Raw genomic sequence first — 16714 nt, 5'->3', positions numbered from 1 at the left:
ACGTCACCGCCGCCAGGGGAGGTCGACGACGTCGAGTGGACCACCAGCTGCCACGCCGCCCGCCGGCACGAAAGCCAGGTGATCGGCGTGAACAGCTCCCGAGACGACTGACGGCCCCTGCTCGAGCGCCCGCATGCCGTCGTCCGCCTCGCATACCGGTACGACGCGCGCACCGTCAGCGCCGGGAGTGAACGGTTCTGCCGCGATCCGGCGCCGTCGCTGCGGAGCGGCGGTGCCCAGCGCCCCGGCGAGGAGTGGGAGTCCGAGTACGGTCAGCGCCACGATGGCGGCGAACGGGTTGCCCGGTAAGCCGAGGACCGGGACGCCGTCCGGTCGGCAGGCGAGGAGCGTGGGGTGCCCGGGTCTCATCGCGACGCCGCGGAACTCGACGTGAGCAGACGCCGCATCGAGCGCGCGGGTGAGGTGGTCTCCGGCTCCGTGTCCCGTGGCAGCGGCGGTGACGACCAGGTGGACACCCCTGCGGTCGATCGCCTGCCGGAGCGCGTCCGGGTCGTCGGTGACGTGTTCGACGCTCTCGACAAGGGCGCCACCAGCCCGGAGCAGGTCCGGCACGGCGATCCCGAGGGCGTCGCGCACCTGCCCGGGGCCGGGGACACCTCGCTGGACGATCTCGTCCCCGACGAGCACGACGGCCACGCGTGGCTGGGCGACGACCTCGAGCGAGTCCACCCCGGTGGCGGCCGATGCTGCGATCACCGCCGGCGTCACACGCGCTCCCTTCGAGGCGACGACGGCGCCGACCCTCACCGTTTCACCGGCACGGCGGACGTCGGTCCATGGCGCCAGTGCCGTCGAGGGGTCCGCGGTGAGGACGCCGTCACGTTCCCGACCGCGTTCCGAGCGGAGCACCGCGCTCGTGCCCGTCGGGACGGCACCACCGGTGGGGACGACGCGAGCTTCCCCCGCCGAGAGCACCCCGGGTGGTGCGCCCATGTGGACGAACCCCTTGATACACCACGGACCGTCGCCAGCCACCGCCCATCCGTCCATCGCGGACGTGTCGGTGACGGGCAGGTGGGTCGCGGCGATGACGTTCGCTGCAAGGACTCTCCCGTCCGCGGCGCCGAGTCCGACGGTCTCCGCCGGCAGGGACACGGCGGCCCCGACGGTGTGCACGAGACGCAGGGCCTCATCGAGGTTCACCGTCACCCGTGCTCCTCGATGCAGCGCTGCACGACGGCGATCGCGTCCGGGAGCGCCATGCCACGGCCGACGGCGACGCCGACGAGGTAGGCGGTGAGGGGTGCTGCGGCGCGGGTCACCCCGTGCGCGGTGTCGCGCGCCAGGTCCAGCACGGCGCCGATGTCGACGACGCTCGCGGGGAGCTCGAGTGCTTCGGCCACCCGACCGGCCCAACCGTCGAGTGCTGCCGGTTCCGTCATCTCGTGTCCCCCGTCCGTTCCGCCCGAGCGATCGGACCGCCCGCGCGCCGTCCCCCGGTGCCGACAGCGGCGTCACGCTGCGCCGGGGTGTCGATGTCCGCCGTCAGCGCGCCCGGCAGGGGCACGTCCACGAGCCGCAACCCCGCCAGCAGTTCCCGCATCGACGCGCCGTCCAGACCGTGCCGGCTGCCGTGCAGCACCGCGACCACTGCCGCCAGCGCTGCCGTGCGGTACACGGCGAGCAGTGGCTGCCGGCGGCCGTCTGGGTCGACGGCCACCCACCCGTCGATGGCCGCCGTGTCGCTCGGACCGCTTCCGCAGGGATCGTCGGGGGGACGGAGCGCCGCCCGGATAGCGTCCACGGCGGCCCCGACCGCGGGCAGGTCGGTGGCGACCACGACGACGAGCGGAGCCGGTGCGCCGGACGAGGACAGCGCCTCCAGGCCGGCGGCGAGGGCTGCGACCGGTCCGCCGAACGGCGGGTGCTCCTGTGTCCACAGGACGTCGGCGGGCAGACCGTCGCGGACCGGTCCGACGACGACCCGGCGGCGGGCGGTCGCGACGGCACCGAGGGCGTGTGCGAGCAGCGGCCGGCCGTCGAGCACCAGCATCGCCTTGTCGGTGCCGTGCAACCGTCTGGCACGTCCTCCGGCGAGGAGGACGGCGTCCACGTCGCTCACGAGCGCCCGGGCACGAGCCGCTGCAGTGCCCATCCGGCGGCGGTCACGAGGAGGACGGCTCCGACCATGTCGAGCAGCTGCACCGGGGCGCTCAGGATGCCCAGGCTCACGATCAGCGTCGACGCTCCGGCCGGCGGGTGCGGGAGACGGACGAGTTGCAGCACGACGGTGGTCACCGCGACGGACAGTGCACCGGCGGCGACGTAGGGCACGGTGAGGCCGCCGGTCGGCGCCGGCGCTGCACCGGAGAGCCCGAACACGAGGAGACACCCGTAGCCGACGGTGATGGCCACCAGGTGACCGACGAGGGTGTTGAGCGGGCGGGACGACGGCTGCCGGGGCGCGGTGAAGAACAGCATCACGGTCGGGCCGAGGCTCGGGAACAGCCATGGTTGGCGTGTGGCGAGGCCCACGGCGCCGGCCAGGACGAGCACGACCAGGCACAGCAGTCCGGCCCGGATCGCTCCGGAGGTCGAGCGACCACGGTCGGGCGCTCCCGCGGCGGGCCGGGAGGCGGTCACGACGCCACGACGAGCGCCTGTGGCGCCGCCTGCTTCATCCGGGTGCGGAGCCATGACAGCTGCAGCTCCGTCTCCTGCGCGCACCCGGCGACGACGGCGAGGAGCTCCTCGTCACGGAGCCCCTGACCCGCCTGTCGGACGACCGTCCACGTGATGTCCACGAGGGAGGCCAGCACGTACACGTCCTGGAGGTCGCGGAGGAGCCCCACCGGACCCGACCGGGTGGTCGGGAGCGCCTCGGCGTGGAGACGCTCGGGCTCGTCCTCCGTGTCCGCCTCCCCGTACCGCTCGATGACGGGGTCCAGCCGCTCAGCGTGGCCGTCGCACTGCGCCGCGAGCGTGTGGCACAGGTGGAACACGTCCGGCTCGGCTGCGTGTCCCTCGGCGACCTGTCGGAACGACTCGGCGAGCAGCTGTTCCGACCGACGCAGGAGTCCCAGGTACACGGGGAGCAGCATCATCGTCCTCCTTGGTCCTCGGCGCGGGGAGGCGCGGCGGCGCGGACGCGTTCCTCGACCTCGGCATCGGGTCCGCCGACGGTCGCGGGGACACGGTCCGGCCGGGCCGGCCGGGAGGCCGCGGTCGTGGGGGCCGCGGACGGCCCGTCACCGTCCGCGACCTTCTCGACGTGCACGGCCGCGACCTTGAAGAGGGGTTGCTTGGACACCGGGTCCCACTCCGTCGCGGTCAGCTCGTTCGCCGCGGTCGGGCGGCCGTCCGGTCCGACGTCGCCTCGATCCCAGTAGCCGTAGTGGAACGGGGCGAACACGGTCCCCTCGCGGACGTCCCCGACCCGTGCAGCGACGACGATCTCACCGCGCGGGGACCGCACGCGGACGACGTCCCCCTCCTCGATGCCGAGTCGGGCGGCGTCCGGGACGGACAGTTCGACCCACGCGCTCGGCGCCGCTCCGCGGAGCTGCCGCGCGCGACCGGTGCGCGTGCGCGTGTGGAACTGGTACACCGTACGGCCGGTCGTGTACCGGAACGGGTACTCGTCGCTCGGCTCCTCGTGCGGCGGCTGGTACGCAGCCGGCTTGAGGATCGCTCTTCCGTCGACGCGCATCGCGGAGTAAGCCGTCGGTCCGACGGTGGCCCCGGTGAGCAGGTCGTGGCCGTACGTCTCGGCGTCCGCCATGCCGGTGCGGAACACGCCATCGGCGTACAGTCGCGAGGTGCCGTCCGGGTGCTCGTCGTTGCACGGCCAGGGGATCCCGCTGCCCCCGCGCAGGCGCTCGTAGGTGATCCCGGTGTAGTCGCAGAGCTTCCCGCGAGTGCACTCCTGCCACGCGCGGAACCCGTCCTCCGGACCCTCCCAGTCCAGCAACGGCGAGCCGTCGTTCCGGCGGAAGTCCATCCTCCGGGCGTAGTCCAGGAAGATGTCGAGGTCGCCGCGCGCCTCCCCCGGCGGGTCGACCGCCTTGTCCGCCAGGTGCACGGTGCGGTTGACGTTCGTGAACGCGCCCTGCTTCTCACCCCACCCGGCAGCGGGCAGCACGACGTCGGCCAGCATCGCCGTCTCGGTCAGGTAGAGGTCCTGCACCACGAGGAACAGGCCCTCCTTCGCCAGGACCTCGCGGATCCTGGCCGACTGTGGCATCGAGACGGCCGGGTTCGTCGCCGACACCCAGAGGAACTCGATGCTCCCCTGCTCCACGTACCGGAAGATCTGCATGGCGTGGGTGGGCGGCGACCAGTGCGGGATCCGGTCGACGTCGACGCCCCACAGCTCGGCGAGCTCGGCGACGTGGTCCGGGTTCTCCCAGTTCCGGAACCCGGGCAGGTCGCCGTCGGCGCCGGTCTCGCGGGTGTTCTGTGCCGTCGGCTGCCCGTTCATCTGCAGGATCCCGCAGCCGGGCCTGCCGAGCATGCCCCGCAACAGGTGCAGGTTGTTCACCTGACAGGCCGCTGCCGTCGCCTGCGACGCCTGGTAGAAGCCCTGCAACACCGTGGACAGCACGCGCTCACTGGTGCCGATGATCTGCGCGGCGCGGCGGACGTCGTCGGCGTCCACCCCGCACGTCTCCGCGACCGCCTCAGGTGTCCACTGCTCGACGGTCTGCCGGAGCTCGTCGACGCCGACCGTGTGGGCAACGACGTAGTCCTCGTCGACCCAACCGTTGCGGAACAGCTCGCGGACGAGCCCGTTCATCAGCGCCAGGTTCGTGCCGGGACGGACGGGCAGGTGGACGTCGGCGTGCCGCGCGACCTCGGTCTCACGCGGGTCGACGCAGATGACGAGCGGGCGATCGGGGCCGGCGATCCGGTCGAGGACCCGCGTCCAGAGCACCGTCTGGGTCTCGGCCATGTTGTGCCCGTAGAGCACGATCGCGTCGCAGGAGTCGATGTCCTCGTAGCTGCCCGGCTGCCCGTCCGACCCGAAGCTCTCCTTCATGGCGGCGGCGGCCGTCGCCGTGCACAGACGGGTGTTGCCGTCCATGTGCGGGGTGCCGAGCCCCGCCTTGCCGATGATGCCAAGCGCGTAGTACTCCTCGAGGTACAGCTGCCCGCTCGTGTAGAACCCGTGCGACAGGGGCCCCTTCTCGTCCAGGAGCTCACGACTCCGCGTGACGACCGTGTCCATAGCGGTGTCCCAGTCCGTCTCGACGAGTTCACCGTCGACCCGGATCAGGGGACGGGTGAGGCGGTCCTGCCCCTGCATGCCCTGCCACGAGCCGAACAGGCCCTTCGGCCCGAGCCGCCCGTGGTTCACCACGTCCGCGGTTCGCCCGCGGACGCCGACCATCCGGTCCCCCAGCACGGCGATGTCGCACGCGCAGCCGTTGCTGCAGAGGGTGCACGCCGACTGCACCCACCGGTCGACGTCGGCTTCCGTGACGCCGTCCGCGAGCTTCTGGTCGAGGCGGACCGGCCACAGCTCGTCACGCCGGAACGGGGTCCTGGTCCCCCAGATGTCTGCGATCCTGTCGGGCATACGTGGGCCTCCGTGCCTCGTTACCGCCGGAAGCTACCTCGCCACCTGTGCACGCACCCCCAGGGAACGGATGTCGCGATCATGGGTTGTCGTCGTCCGGATCGCTCGGTGCCCGGGCACCCGTTCTCACTCGAGGAGGATGTTCGCGGAACAGAGGTGCTCGATCTAGCCGAACCGCTTCCGGTGCACGCGTGGTTCCAGCTGCCCGACCGTCTGATCCGGCGAAGTGACACCCACGCCTACCGCCTCACCCGAGACGCCGTCTGGGTAGAAGCCGGTCGCGGTGAGACCAAGCTGGCTGCTTGGCTTTGACGCAGCTCAGTGAAGCACCGGCGCCAGGTCGCTGTGACGCCGACCTGATCGATTGCTCCCTGTCGCATGCGCCAGGTATAGGCGCATCGACACGAGCGTTGACACGAGCATTCGCATTGTGTCATCCTCTCCACGCCCGACCATGTGACTTGTGTCATCCGGTCGGTGGGCGTGACGACGGCCGTTGCGTCCGAGGAAGGCGACGCGATGAAGCTCGAGAGCATCCTGCTGGGTGTCCTGGCTCGGCACCCCATGACCGGGTACGACCTGAAGAAGTACCTCGACACCCACGGACGGTTCGTCCGCTCGAACACCCAGATGAGCCAGGTCTACCGGTCGCTCTCCGCCATGGAGGACCGCGGCTGGGTCACCCACGCGGTCGAGGTCCGTCCCGGGGCCACCGACGCGAAGACCTACCGGGTCACGGACGAGGGCATCACGGTCTTCCTCGACTGGTTGACCAGCCCGTACCAACCACCGACCCGCTTCCAGGACCCGGACTTCGCGGCCCGGCTCGCGTTCGCCGGTTTCATGCGCCGCGAGGAGCTGCTCCGCCTGGTCGACGTCGAGCTGGAGACCCGTCGCGACGAGGTGGCCCGGTACCGCTACCGCGACCGCCGCGAGTCCATCGAGACCTCTGCCCCCTTCGACGTCGAGCTCGCCGACTTCGTGGGCGAGTGGGCGCACGACACCGGTGCCGCCGCCATGGACGCGCACATCGCCTCGCTCGAGCGTCTGCGCGCCGCGGTCCTCGACGCCCCGGAGGGTGCCGATGCGGCGGGCCTCCGCGCACACCTCGGCACCGGGGAGGCGACCCGGTGAAGGCGATCATGGTCATGTTCGACAGCCTCAACCGCCACATGCTGTCGACGTACAAGGACACCGTCGTCGACGCGCCGAACTTCGCGCGGCTCGCGAAGCGCGCGGTCACGTTCGACGCGTTCTACGCCGGTTCGATGCCGTGCATGCCAGCTCGCCGCGAACTCCACACCGGCCGGCACAACTTCCTGCACCGCTCGTGGGGCCCGCTCGAGCCGTTCGACGACTCGATGCCGCAGATGCTGCGGGACGCGGGTGTCCACACGCACCTGGCGTCGGACCACCCGCACTACTGGGAGGACGGCGGCGCGACCTACCACACGCGCTACACGACCTGGGAGTTCTTCCGCGGGCAGGAGGGCGACCCCTGGAAGGGCGTCGTCGCACCGGGGAGCGCCGTCGGGGGAGCGGCCGGCATGAAACGGCAGGACCAGGTCAACCGGTCCTACATGCCGACCGAGGCCGAGCACACCCAGACCCGCACCGTCGACGCCGGGATCGAGTTCATCGACACGAACGCCGCGGCGGACGACTGGTTCCTGCAGCTCGAGCTCTTCGACCCGCACGAGCCGTTCTTCACGCACCAGCTCTACAAGGACAAGTACCCGCACGACTACGACGGTCCCGAGTTCGACTGGCCCGGCTACCAGAAGGTCACCGAGCCGGAACAGCAGGTCGAGCACGCACGCCTGGAGTACGCGGCGCTGGTGTCGATGTGCGACACGTCGCTCGGCCGGGTCCTCGACGCGATGGACGAGCACGGCCTGTGGGAGGACACGATGCTCATCGTGAACACCGACCACGGCTTCCTGCTCGGCGAGCACGGCTGGTGGGCGAAGTCGGTGCAGCCCTGGTTCAACGAGCTCGTGCACCTGCCGATGTTCATGTGGGACCCGCGGAACGCCGCCCGCGACACCCGTCGCGGCGACCTCGCACAGACGATCGACATCGCGCCGACCCTGCTGCGCTGGTTCGGGCAGGAGCCGACGGCCGATATGCAGGGTCACGACCTCGCGCTGCCGACGGCCGATGCGACGCACGCCGGGCACGACGGGGCGCTGTTCGGCATCCACGGCGGCCACGTCAACGTCACCGACGGCCGGTACGTGTACATGCGCGGCGCCGTCGACGGGTCGAACGCCCCGCTCGAGGAGTACACGCTCATGCCGACCCACATGCGGTCGCGCTTCGCGGTGTCCGAGCTCACCGAGTGGGAGCCGTCCGAGCCGCTGCCCTTCACCAAGGGCATCCGCACGATGCGCATGCCGGCGACGCCGACCTGGATGAACCCCTGGCAGCACGGCACGCTGCTGTTCGACCTCGAGACCGACCCCGAGCAGGAGCACCCGCTCCGTGACGACGACGTCGAACTGCGGATGCTGCGTCTGCTGGCGAAGCGGATGCACGAGTCCGACGCGCCCCGGAGCCAGTTCGACCGCCTCGGCATCCCGTTCGACGGCGAACCCACCACGGCCCACCTGCTCGTCGCGGAGCAGGCCGGCCGGGCTGCCGAGGTCGGCGAGGCCCTGCCGCGCCTCGAGGACCTGCCCGCCCAGGACCTCCTCACGATGCCGCTCCTGGAGCTGCTGCAGGTCGACGGCGTCCGCGCCGTCGTCGAGCGGCACCTGCCCGGGCTGGTGTCGACCGAGCTCGTCTCCGTCCCATCGCAGGCCACGCTCCTCGGCCTCGCCTCGCTCGCCGTCGTGACCGCGGAGCAGCTCCGCGCACTCGCGACGGAGCTGGCCGGTCAGCCGGTCGCCTGACCGGCGCACGACACCCACCCACACCCTCACCGGACGGGAGGCGCGGCACCGACCCGCACCGCGCCTCCCGTCCGTCTCCTCACCCGACCCCACTGCCACCTGGCAACGACGACAGGAACCCACCATGAGCAGCACCCGGACCACACCGCCGACGGCGACGGAGGCCGTCGCCACGCAGAAAGCGGGCCGCGTCCCGCACCGTTGGCGCAACCTCGTCACCATCACCGGAGCGGAGGTCGTCGACAACACCGAGGCGGGCCTGCTCTCGACGCTCTTCCCGTCGATCGCAGCGGCGCTGAAGCTCGACAACGGGCACCTCGGCCTGCTCTCCGCACTCGGCAAGTTCGCGACGATCCCGCTCGGCCCGTTCTGGGTGTGGATCGCCGACCGATTCGGCCGCAAGCAGGCCCTCGTCGCGAACAACCTCGTCGGCGCGATCCTCGGCATCATGGCGGGCACGTCGCAGGACTTCGTGCAGCTGCTCATCTGGAACACGCTGCTCGCCGGTGTGGTCGCCTGCGGGCAGCCGATCACCAACTCGGTGATCGCCGACTCGTTCGACGACCGGAGCCGTGCCAAGGCGACGGGCGTCTACTACGGCATCCTCACCGCGGTGTCGTCCTTCATCGGCCCGCTCCTCGCGCTCTTCACTGGCACGGAGGACGGCTGGCGGTACGGCATGTGGGTCATCGGCGGGATCTGCTTCCTGTCGTCGTTCCTGATCACCGCCTTCTACGTCGACCCGGGCGTCGGCGCGTCGGAGCGCCAGCTCGCCGACCTCGACCAGGAGAAGCGGTCGAACCGCGTCACCGTCGCCGGTGTCGTCTCGCTGTTCAAGGTCCCAACGTTCTCGATCATGATGCTGTCGCGCCTGCTCTCGGGGCACCTGCTCATCACCGTCTTCGGCATCCAGTTCCTCGTCACCGAGCGCGGCTTCGACAACGCGGTCGCCGCGACGGTGCTCATCCCCTTCGGCCTCGGCTACGTCATCGTCACCTTCGCCAGCGGGCTCGCTGTCGCGTGGTTGGACAAGGTGTGGCCGTTCCGCGGCCGCGTCACGTTCAACATGGCGGCCCAGCTGCTCTTCGGGCTCGCAGCGTTCTTCGGAACGCAGTTCGACTACGGCAACATCGGCATCTACATGGTGTTTTGGGCACTCTTCGGCGCCTTCCAGGGCATGAACCCGCCGGTGAACCGCCCGATCATCATGTCCGTGGTGCTGCCCGAACTCCGCGGCCAGGCCTTCGCGATCTTCCTGACGTTCTTCCAGACGATCGGCTGGGCGGTCTTCTCGCTGACCGCCGGATACCTCGCCGACCAGCTCGGGATCCAGGGCGTGTTCTTCTGGGTGCTCTTCGTCCTCATGATGGTCAACGGCCTCGTGCTCGCGACCCTCTACTTCACGTACCCGAAGGACGTGCGTCGCGTCACGGACGAGCTCAACGCTCGTCGCGCGGTCGCCAAGGGCCGCGCATGAGCCCGGCGGAGTCCGCACCGCGGCGGCCGAACATCCTCTGGATCACGACGCACGACATCAACCCGCACCTCGGCGCCTACGCGGGCGTCTACGCGGGAGCCGAGTACGCGGTCACTCCGAATCTCGACCGGCTCGCTGCCGAGGGGATCCGCTTCGACAACGCGTTCGCCGCTGCCCCGATCTGCGCGCCGTCGCGCTCGGCGATCATCACCGGCCGATTCCCGACCTCCATCGGGACCATGCACATGCGGACGAAGGCGGTTCCGCCGGCCGACGTGCGCATGTTCACGGAGTACCTCCGCGAGGCGGGGTACTACGTGACGAACAACGTGTTCACGGACTTCCAGATGCCGACCCCGGTGAGTGCGTTCGACGACTGCAGCGACACCGCGCACTGGCGGAACCGGGACGACCCCGACCAGCCGTTCTTCGCCACGTTCCACGGGATGACCACGCACGAGTCGCAGATCGCGCTCGATGGCGACGCCTTCGCCGAGCGCACCGCCCACGTGACGCCCGAGCAGCGGCACGACCCGGCGGCGGCTCCGTTGCCGCCCTACTACCCGGACACCGACGTGTTCCGCACCGCGTGGGCTCGGTACAACGACCTGATCACGGAGATGGACCACTGGGTGGGCGATCTCCTGGCGCAACTCGAAGAGGACGGTCTCGCCGAGGACACCATCGTCGTGTTCTGGAGCGACCACGGACTCGGCATGCCGCGTGCGAAGCGTTGGACGAACGACTCCGGCCTGCACGAGCCGCTCATCATCCGCTGGCCGGGGAGGATCGCACCGGGGTCGACGACGGACACGCTCGTGCACCTGATGGACCTCGCGCCGAGCATGCTCGCCGCGGCCGGCGTGCCGGTCCCGGCGCAGATGGACGCGGTGCCGTTCCTCACCGCCGACGGCACCGTCGTCGAGGACACGAACGAGTACCTCTTCGCGGGACGGGACCGGCAGGGCGAGGTCGAGGACACCAGCCGTTCCGTCCGGGACCGCCGCTACCGTTACATTCGCCATCACCACCCGGACCGCTCTCCGATGCAGCACTCGGACTACCCCGACCACCTGCCGACGTGGAGCGCGTTCCGGCGTCTCGTCACGCAGGAGACCGGGCAGCGTGCGCTCGGGCACCGCCGTTCCCTCCTCACGCCCCTCCAACGACAGGTCGTGGCGCCGACGAAACCCGCCGCCGAGCTCTACGACATGCAGGAGGACCCGTACGAGGAGCGGAACCTCGCGGCTGACCCCGCGTACGCCGACGTCGTCGAACGGATGTCGGGCGCCATCGACCGGTGGCAGGAACGGTACGGCGACCTCGGTCTGCTCGACGAAGACGACCTCGTCGAGCAGTGGCGGCCGGGTGGCGTGTGGCAGACCACCCCGTCGCCGACGGTCTCGGTCTCCCCAGACGGCGAGGTGCTCGTCGACGGGCCGCCGGGCGCGAGCTTGGTCTGGACGACCGACCCGCCGGCACTGGAACGGGACGGCGCGGGTGTGGCGGCGATGGGTTCGCCGGGGCCCGCCATCGGCGCCCCACCGCAGGACGGTCGTCGATGGCGGCTGGTCTGTGCGGCGACGCCGGTGCCGTCCGATGTCGCGGTCTGGGTCCGCGCCGTACGGTTGGGACACCTGCCGAGCGCGGACGTGGTCCACATGCCCGACGTCGCTCGCGCGCGGACACATCGCATGTGATGACGGAGACACGAGCTGTCTCGGCGGAGAACGCGGCACGTGGAAGGTACGCCAAGAGCACCGCTACGCGAGCCAGAGCGATCAGAGCAGCCATCGCGGCGGCAACGGCACCCGACGGACAGACGACGCTCCGCGCACTCGCCGAAGCCGCGGGCCTGACCGACGCCGGCCTCCTGCACCACTACGGGAGCCGGGACGGCCTGCTCCTCGCCGCAGCCGTGGACCTCGTGCAGACCGGACGCGGACGCAGGACCGAGCTCGCGGCGCTCACCCGCGAAGTGGTGCGGATCGCCTGCGACCGACGCAGCCCAGCGCGAGCGGAAGCGTTGATGGAACTCGACCGCCAACGAGCCGCAGGCGGTCTCGGGAGGCTCGGGCTCGTCCTCGACGCCGCGATGGGCGCGGGGACCCGGTGAGACCATCGACGACGGACAACGAGGAAGGAAGACGACGATGACGGATCACACCGCGCACGATTGCTGCGCGCCGACAGGTCGCACACGGTCCGGGGAGGACACGCGTGCGACCGCCGTCCCGGTCGCCGCCACCGAGGCGGTGCTCGTGCCCGGACACGTGGTCGAGCAGGCCCGTGTGCCGGGTCAGACGTTCCTGATGGGGGACGGGCTCGGTGACGGGACCTGGGGCGACGGCGAGACTCCGGTGCACCCGGTCACGGTGTCCGCGTTCGAGATCGACGCCACGAGCGTCACGAACGACGACTTCGCGCGGTTCGTGGCCGCGACGGGGTACCGGACCGAGGCCGAGGTGTTCGGTGACTCGGCGGTGTTCCACCTGGCGCTGGACGCGGACGAGGCGGACGTCGTGGGGCAACCACCGCAGACACCGTGGTGGTTCGGCGTCCGTGGCGCCGACTGGCGGCACCCGGGCGGGCCGCGGTCCTCGATCGAGGGCATGGGGGACCATCCCGTCGTGCACGTGTCGTGGAACGACGCGCAGGCGTACTGCGACTGGGCGGGCCGAGCGCTCCCGACCGAGGCCCAGTGGGAGGCAGCGTCCCGTGGTGGGCTCGAGCAGGCCCGGTACCCGTGGGGCGACGACCTCGGCGCTGCCGACGGCGACGGCCGGCCCTGGCGGGTGAACATCTTCCAGGGCACGTTCCCGACGGAGAACACCACGGAGGACGGCTTCCTCACCACGGCGCCGGTGCGCACCTTCGAGCCGAACGGGTACGGGGTGTGGCAGACCGTCGGCAACGTGTGGGAGTGGTGCGCCGACGTGTTCGACGTGCGGACGTACGCCCGCGACGCCGCGGCGGGCACCGTCACCGACCCGACGGGCCCGAACGTGGTCACCCCTGACGCGCCCCGGGTCATGCGCGGCGGCTCTTACCTCTGCCACGACTCGTACTGCAACCGGTACCGCAACGCGGCGCGGTCGCAGAACACGCCGGACTCGTCGATGGGCAACGCCGGCTTCCGCACGGTGTCGCGTCCTGCCAGCGGCGCGGCTGCCGACATGGCGGCGGTCCGATCTGGAGGCGCGGGGTGACGAACACCGACGGCACGCGTCCGGCGGACCGCCGCTTCCCGCGGCACGTCTACCGACACGGCTCGGAACCGGATGCCCGGTTCAGCCTTGCGAACGAGCGGACGTTCCTGGCGTGGATCCGGACGGCGCTGGCGCTGCTCGCCGGCGGGGTTGCCCTGGAGGCGCTCGGCCTGGGCATCCATCCCGGGTTCCGGCTCGCAGCGTCGCTGGTGCTGATCGCGACCGGGATCCTCACGCCGCTCCAGGCGTGGTTCGGGTGGGCCGGGTCGGAGCGATCACTGCGGAACGGGGATCCGTTGCCGTCTGCGGTGCTCGCGCTGCCGATCGGCATCGCGGTGATCGCTGTCGGGGTGCTCGTGTTCCTCGGAGTGCTGTACCGGTGACGGAACGGCGGCTGTTCGATGCGGGACTGCAGCCCGAGCGGACAGCGTTGGCGTGGCGGCGAACCGCGTTGGCGCTCGTGGTCGCGTCGCTCGTCGCGGTGCGGATCCTGCCCGAGCTCCTCGGAACCTGGGCGATCCTGCTCGCCGGGCTCGGCTTGATCGCATCGGTCGCGGTCCTCGTCGCCGCGCACCGCCGATACCGCATCGTGCACCGCACCCTGACCCGCTCTGACACCGACCGAGTCCCGCTGCCATCTGGATGGCTACCGCTCGCCGTCGCCGCTGGCGTTGTCGCCAGCGGGGTGGCAGCCGCAGTGGTGGTCACTGTGAAGGCGAGTGGCCGGTAAGTCCTGGTCGAGAGACCCGCTTGACGTGATGTGGTGCCGCGGTGGATATGGTCGGCAGGTGATCCGCCCCCTGACGCGGGTGTCCGAGAGCGGATCGGCTATCGGCACAGCGGAAGCGGTGTGTCCGTGGCTACGATCCGAGCATGAGTACGCGGGGGATCGTCTTCTTCGATATCGATGGCACGTTGGTCCCATCCATGTCGAGCAGCAGCTTTCTCGCCAAGCGCTTCGGACATGCACCTGCGCTCGATGCAGCTGAGCAGCGGTACGCCGAGGGCGAGCTGACGAACGAGGAAGTCAGCGTCATCGACGCTGAGGGATGGCGCGAAATCCCGACGCGAACCGTTGCCGCATGGCTTGAGGAGCTTCCGCTCATCGCCGGAATCGACGCTGTCGTTGCCTGGTGCGTCGAGCACGACGTCGAGCCGATCCTCGCGTCACTCGCCTGGCAGCCCGTCGCGGAAGCGATCGCAAAACGTCACGGACTCACCGCAAATGGCGGCCCGCGAGTTCAGGTCGTCGGGACTGACTACGACGGCACCGTGGCGGAGCACTTCAACGAGTACGACAAGCGAGACCGCGCCCTCCAGCTCGCCGCGGAGCGCGGTGTCTCGATCGATCACTGCTGTGCCATCGGAGACAGTCGGTCAGACCTTCCCCTGTTCGACGCCCTGCCGGCATCGCTCGCTCTGAACGCCAGCGGCCCGGCTCGGGCGGCCGCGTCCGCCGCCATCGACACAGATGACCTGCGAGATGTCATCCCCTGGCTCGAGGCATGGAAGGCCACCCTGCACTGACCCCGGGCCCTCACCGGCACAGGCGCCCGGTAGCGGACCGGCTATCGGACACAAACGCGCACGGCCCCGGGCAGTGAGTTGCTGTCCGGGGCCGTGCGGGCGTCAGAGGTGACCGTCGTCAATCGATGCTCTGTTTCCGTGGGCGGCGGGCGAGGGCTGCTGCTTGGTCGTCGCGGACGTAGTCGAGTGCGTGGATGGCGTGTTCGACGCGGGCCCTTGTGGTGGGGCGGACGTTGGTGGCGCCGTTGAGGACGCGGGAGACGGCCTGGTGGGAGACGTGCGCGGCGGCGGCGACGTCGTGGATGGTGGGTGCTTTGGTCACGGCTGGCTCCTCATGGGTGCTGAGGTGCGGGCACCGTCCATGGACGACATGACGGTGCCCGCGAGGGCCGGCGGAAAGGGGGACGCCGGCCCCGGTGCTCCGCCCGTTCACTCGGTGCCCCGGGTTGGGGCCGGGCGGAGGTGGGATGGGCTCAGTGACCGGAGCCGAGGTTGCCGGCGAGGCGGCCGTGGAAGGCCTGGCTGGCGTCGTTCATGCCGCGGATCTCGACGCGCTTGCCGTGCTGGTGGTACTTCGTCTCGATGCCGTCGAGCGCTGCGACGGTGGAGGCGTCCCACACGTGCGACTTCGTCATGTCGATGACCACGAGTTCCGGGTCGCCGGAGTAGTCGAACTGGGTAGTGAGGTCGTTGCTCGAGGCGAAGAACAGTTCACCCTCGACGGTGTAGAGCGCGTGCTGTTCACCGTCCGGCAGCGTCTCGATGGACCGCTCGACGTTGGTGAAGTGGGAGACGCGGCGGGCGAAGACGATCATCGCGGCGATGACACCGATGATGACGCCGATGGCGAGGTTGTCGGTGGCGACGACGATCACGACGGTGAGGACCATGACGATCGTCTCCCCGACGGGCATCCGCTTCAGCGTGGAGGGCGTGATGCTGTGCCAGTCGAAGGTGCCGACGGAGACCATCACCATCACGGCGACCAGGGCTGCCATCGGGATGATCGCGACGATGTCGCCGAGCCCGACCACGAGGACCAGCAGGAACACGCCGGACAGGAACGTCGAGATGCGGGTGCGGGCACCGGAGGCCTTGACGTTGATCATCGTCTGGCCGATCATCGCGCAGCCACCCATCCCACCGAACAGGCCGGAGGCGACGTTCGCGACGCCCTGGCCGAGGGCTTCGCGGGTCTTCGGGGAGCCGGTGTCGGTGACCTCGTCGACGAGCTTCGCCGTCATCAGCGACTCGAGCAGCCCGACGAGGGCCATCGCGAGCGCGTAGGGGGCGATGATCGTGAGGGTCTCGAGGTTCACCGGAACGTTCGGGATGAACAAGGTGGGGAGGCTGTCGGGCAGCTTGCCCTCGTCGCCGACGGTCGGGATTGCGATCGACGCGAACACGGTCACCAGGGTCAAGACGACGATCGCGACCAGCGGTGCGGGGATCGCCTTGGTGAGGCGGGGCAGCAGGACGATGATCGCGATGCCGGCGGCAGCGATCGGCCAGACGAGCCAGTCGACGCCGATGATGTTCGGCAGCTGCGCGGTGAAGATCAGGATCGCGAGCGCGTTCACGAACCCGACCATCACGGACCGGGGCACGAACCGCATGAGCTTCGCCGCGCCCAGCCCGCCGAGGATGAGCTGGAAGATCCCACCGAGGAGGACGGTCGCGATGAGGTAGTCGAGGCCGTGTTCCTTGACCACCGGGGCGACGACGAGCGCGATCGCGCCGGTGGCGCCGGTGATCATCGCCGCGCGGCCGCCGACGAACGAGATGACGACAGCCATCACGAACGCCGAGAACAGGCCGACGCGAGGGTCGACACCGGCGATGATCGAGAACGAGATCGCCTCGGGGATGAGGGCGAGGGCGACGACGAGCCCGGCGAGGACCTCGCGGAGCAGGATCTTCGGGTTCCGCACTGCGGACAGGACGGTGGGACTGTGGTGCGCCTGGACGGGCACGGACTGCGTGACGGTCGTCACGGTTCTCCTTCGGTGGACGGGTGCGGGCGCTGCGCCCGCGAGAGCTGTCGTGGGGCGCGTCATCGCGCACGGCC

17 protein-coding genes are annotated in these 16714 nt (G+C 70.5%); 9 read left to right on the top strand and 8 right to left on the bottom strand.

Annotated features, from left to right (window positions below; translation table 11 throughout):
* Positions 1 to 3: 3 nt before the first annotated feature.
* The 6 genes from DEJ21_RS15675 to DEJ21_RS15655 are packed head-to-tail and all read right to left on the bottom strand — an operon-like array spanning position 4 to position 5539.
* Positions 4 to 1164, bottom strand: coding sequence for a molybdopterin molybdotransferase MoeA (locus tag DEJ21_RS15675; RefSeq protein WP_181435929.1), 1161 nt, complete (start codon positions 1162 to 1164; stop codon positions 4 to 6).
* A 2-nt stretch (positions 1165 to 1166) separates the two neighbouring features.
* Positions 1167 to 1403 (bottom strand): DUF6457 domain-containing protein, encoded by a 237-nt coding sequence (locus tag DEJ21_RS18380; RefSeq protein ID WP_181431473.1) that lies wholly within the window; start codon positions 1401 to 1403, stop codon positions 1167 to 1169.
* Complete coding sequence (locus tag DEJ21_RS15670) at positions 1400 to 2116, bottom strand: molybdenum cofactor guanylyltransferase (protein ID WP_111225210.1); 717 nt, start codon at positions 2114 to 2116, stop codon at positions 1400 to 1402. The genes DEJ21_RS18380 and DEJ21_RS15670 overlap by 4 nt, the downstream gene beginning before the upstream one ends.
* Entirely contained in the window at positions 2080 to 2604 is a 525-nt protein-coding gene (locus DEJ21_RS15665; RefSeq protein WP_220034970.1) for an HPP family protein, read from the bottom strand. Before DEJ21_RS15665 ends, DEJ21_RS15670 begins: the two co-directional genes overlap by 37 nt.
* On the bottom strand, positions 2601 to 3065 hold the full coding sequence (locus tag DEJ21_RS15660; protein WP_258375102.1) for a hypothetical protein: 465 nt from the start codon (positions 3063 to 3065) through the stop codon (positions 2601 to 2603). The genes DEJ21_RS15665 and DEJ21_RS15660 overlap by 4 nt, the downstream gene beginning before the upstream one ends.
* Positions 3062 to 5539: a molybdopterin oxidoreductase family protein gene (locus DEJ21_RS15655; RefSeq protein WP_111225209.1), complete on the bottom strand. Its 2478-nt coding sequence runs from the start codon at positions 5537 to 5539 to the stop codon at positions 3062 to 3064. The genes DEJ21_RS15660 and DEJ21_RS15655 overlap by 4 nt, the downstream gene beginning before the upstream one ends.
* A gap of 519 nt (positions 5540 to 6058) precedes the next feature.
* Between DEJ21_RS15655 and DEJ21_RS15650 the strand changes: the two genes are divergently transcribed.
* From DEJ21_RS15650 to DEJ21_RS15610, 9 genes are all read left to right on the top strand, one after another.
* Positions 6059 to 6673 (top strand): PadR family transcriptional regulator, encoded by a 615-nt coding sequence (locus DEJ21_RS15650; protein ID WP_111225261.1) that lies wholly within the window; start codon positions 6059 to 6061, stop codon positions 6671 to 6673.
* Between the two features lie 14 nt (positions 6674 to 6687).
* A complete protein-coding gene (locus tag DEJ21_RS15645) occupies positions 6688 to 8433 on the top strand; it encodes a sulfatase (protein ID WP_258375101.1) in 1746 nt (581 codons plus the stop codon).
* Between the two features lie 124 nt (positions 8434 to 8557).
* The gene (locus tag DEJ21_RS15640; protein WP_111225207.1) at positions 8558 to 9910 is read left to right on the top strand and encodes an MFS transporter; all 1353 of its coding nucleotides are present in this window, start codon (positions 8558 to 8560) and stop codon (positions 9908 to 9910) included.
* Positions 9907 to 11610 (top strand): sulfatase, encoded by a 1704-nt coding sequence (locus DEJ21_RS15635; RefSeq protein WP_111225206.1) that lies wholly within the window; start codon positions 9907 to 9909, stop codon positions 11608 to 11610. The genes DEJ21_RS15640 and DEJ21_RS15635 overlap by 4 nt, the downstream gene beginning before the upstream one ends.
* Positions 11610 to 12026: a TetR family transcriptional regulator gene (locus tag DEJ21_RS15630; RefSeq protein WP_181431472.1), complete on the top strand. Its 417-nt coding sequence runs from the start codon at positions 11610 to 11612 to the stop codon at positions 12024 to 12026. Before DEJ21_RS15635 ends, DEJ21_RS15630 begins: the two co-directional genes overlap by 1 nt.
* A 37-nt stretch (positions 12027 to 12063) precedes the next feature.
* Entirely contained in the window at positions 12064 to 13119 is a 1056-nt protein-coding gene (locus DEJ21_RS15625; RefSeq protein WP_111225204.1) for a formylglycine-generating enzyme family protein, read from the top strand.
* A complete protein-coding gene (locus DEJ21_RS15620; protein ID WP_111225203.1) occupies positions 13116 to 13502 on the top strand; it encodes a YidH family protein in 387 nt (128 codons plus the stop codon). Before DEJ21_RS15625 ends, DEJ21_RS15620 begins: the two co-directional genes overlap by 4 nt.
* The gene (locus DEJ21_RS15615; RefSeq protein ID WP_111225202.1) at positions 13499 to 13849 is read left to right on the top strand and encodes a DUF202 domain-containing protein; all 351 of its coding nucleotides are present in this window, start codon (positions 13499 to 13501) and stop codon (positions 13847 to 13849) included. The genes DEJ21_RS15620 and DEJ21_RS15615 overlap by 4 nt, the downstream gene beginning before the upstream one ends.
* Positions 13850 to 13992: 143 nt before the next feature.
* A complete protein-coding gene (locus tag DEJ21_RS15610) occupies positions 13993 to 14646 on the top strand; it encodes an HAD family phosphatase (protein WP_111225201.1) in 654 nt (217 codons plus the stop codon).
* A 118-nt stretch (positions 14647 to 14764) separates the two neighbouring features.
* On the opposite strand, the gene DEJ21_RS15605 is transcribed toward DEJ21_RS15610, so the two are convergent.
* Both DEJ21_RS15605 and DEJ21_RS15600 read right to left on the bottom strand, forming a co-directional pair.
* Positions 14765 to 14968, bottom strand: a complete 204-nt coding sequence (locus DEJ21_RS15605; RefSeq protein WP_111225200.1) for a LacI family DNA-binding transcriptional regulator — start codon at positions 14966 to 14968, stop codon at positions 14765 to 14767.
* A 151-nt stretch (positions 14969 to 15119) separates the two neighbouring features.
* The gene (locus DEJ21_RS15600; protein WP_111225199.1) at positions 15120 to 16703 is read right to left on the bottom strand and encodes a SulP family inorganic anion transporter; all 1584 of its coding nucleotides are present in this window, start codon (positions 16701 to 16703) and stop codon (positions 15120 to 15122) included.
* Between the last annotated feature and the right edge of the window lie 11 nt (positions 16704 to 16714).

Origin of the sequence: Curtobacterium sp. MCSS17_006, from assembly GCF_003234215.1 — a bacterium.
GTDB classification, from domain to species: domain Bacteria; phylum Actinomycetota; class Actinomycetes; order Actinomycetales; family Microbacteriaceae; genus Curtobacterium; species Curtobacterium flaccumfaciens.
This window is presented reverse-complemented; position numbering and strand designations above follow the sequence as displayed.

Coding starts and splice junctions, on each gene's coding strand:
- DEJ21_RS15650 (WP_111225261.1), top strand. CDS start 6,059: ATGAAGCTCGAGAGCATCCTGCTGGGTGTCCTGGCTCGGCACCCCATG.
- DEJ21_RS15600 (WP_111225199.1), bottom strand. CDS start 16,703: ATGACGCGCCCCACGACAGCTCTCGCGGGCGCAGCGCCCGCACCCGTC.
- DEJ21_RS15630 (WP_181431472.1), top strand. CDS start 11,610: ATGACGGAGACACGAGCTGTCTCGGCGGAGAACGCGGCACGTGGAAGG.
- DEJ21_RS15645 (WP_258375101.1), top strand. CDS start 6,688: ATGTTCGACAGCCTCAACCGCCACATGCTGTCGACGTACAAGGACACC.
- DEJ21_RS15640 (WP_111225207.1), top strand. CDS start 8,558: ATGAGCAGCACCCGGACCACACCGCCGACGGCGACGGAGGCCGTCGCC.
- DEJ21_RS15635 (WP_111225206.1), top strand. CDS start 9,907: ATGAGCCCGGCGGAGTCCGCACCGCGGCGGCCGAACATCCTCTGGATC.
- DEJ21_RS15655 (WP_111225209.1), bottom strand. CDS start 5,539: ATGCCCGACAGGATCGCAGACATCTGGGGGACCAGGACCCCGTTCCGG.
- DEJ21_RS18380 (WP_181431473.1), bottom strand. CDS start 1,403: ATGACGGAACCGGCAGCACTCGACGGTTGGGCCGGTCGGGTGGCCGAA.
- DEJ21_RS15625 (WP_111225204.1), top strand. CDS start 12,064: ATGACGGATCACACCGCGCACGATTGCTGCGCGCCGACAGGTCGCACA.
- DEJ21_RS15670 (WP_111225210.1), bottom strand. CDS start 2,116: ATGGGCACTGCAGCGGCTCGTGCCCGGGCGCTCGTGAGCGACGTGGAC.
- DEJ21_RS15610 (WP_111225201.1), top strand. CDS start 13,993: ATGAGTACGCGGGGGATCGTCTTCTTCGATATCGATGGCACGTTGGTC.
- DEJ21_RS15660 (WP_258375102.1), bottom strand. CDS start 3,065: ATGATGCTGCTCCCCGTGTACCTGGGACTCCTGCGTCGGTCGGAACAG.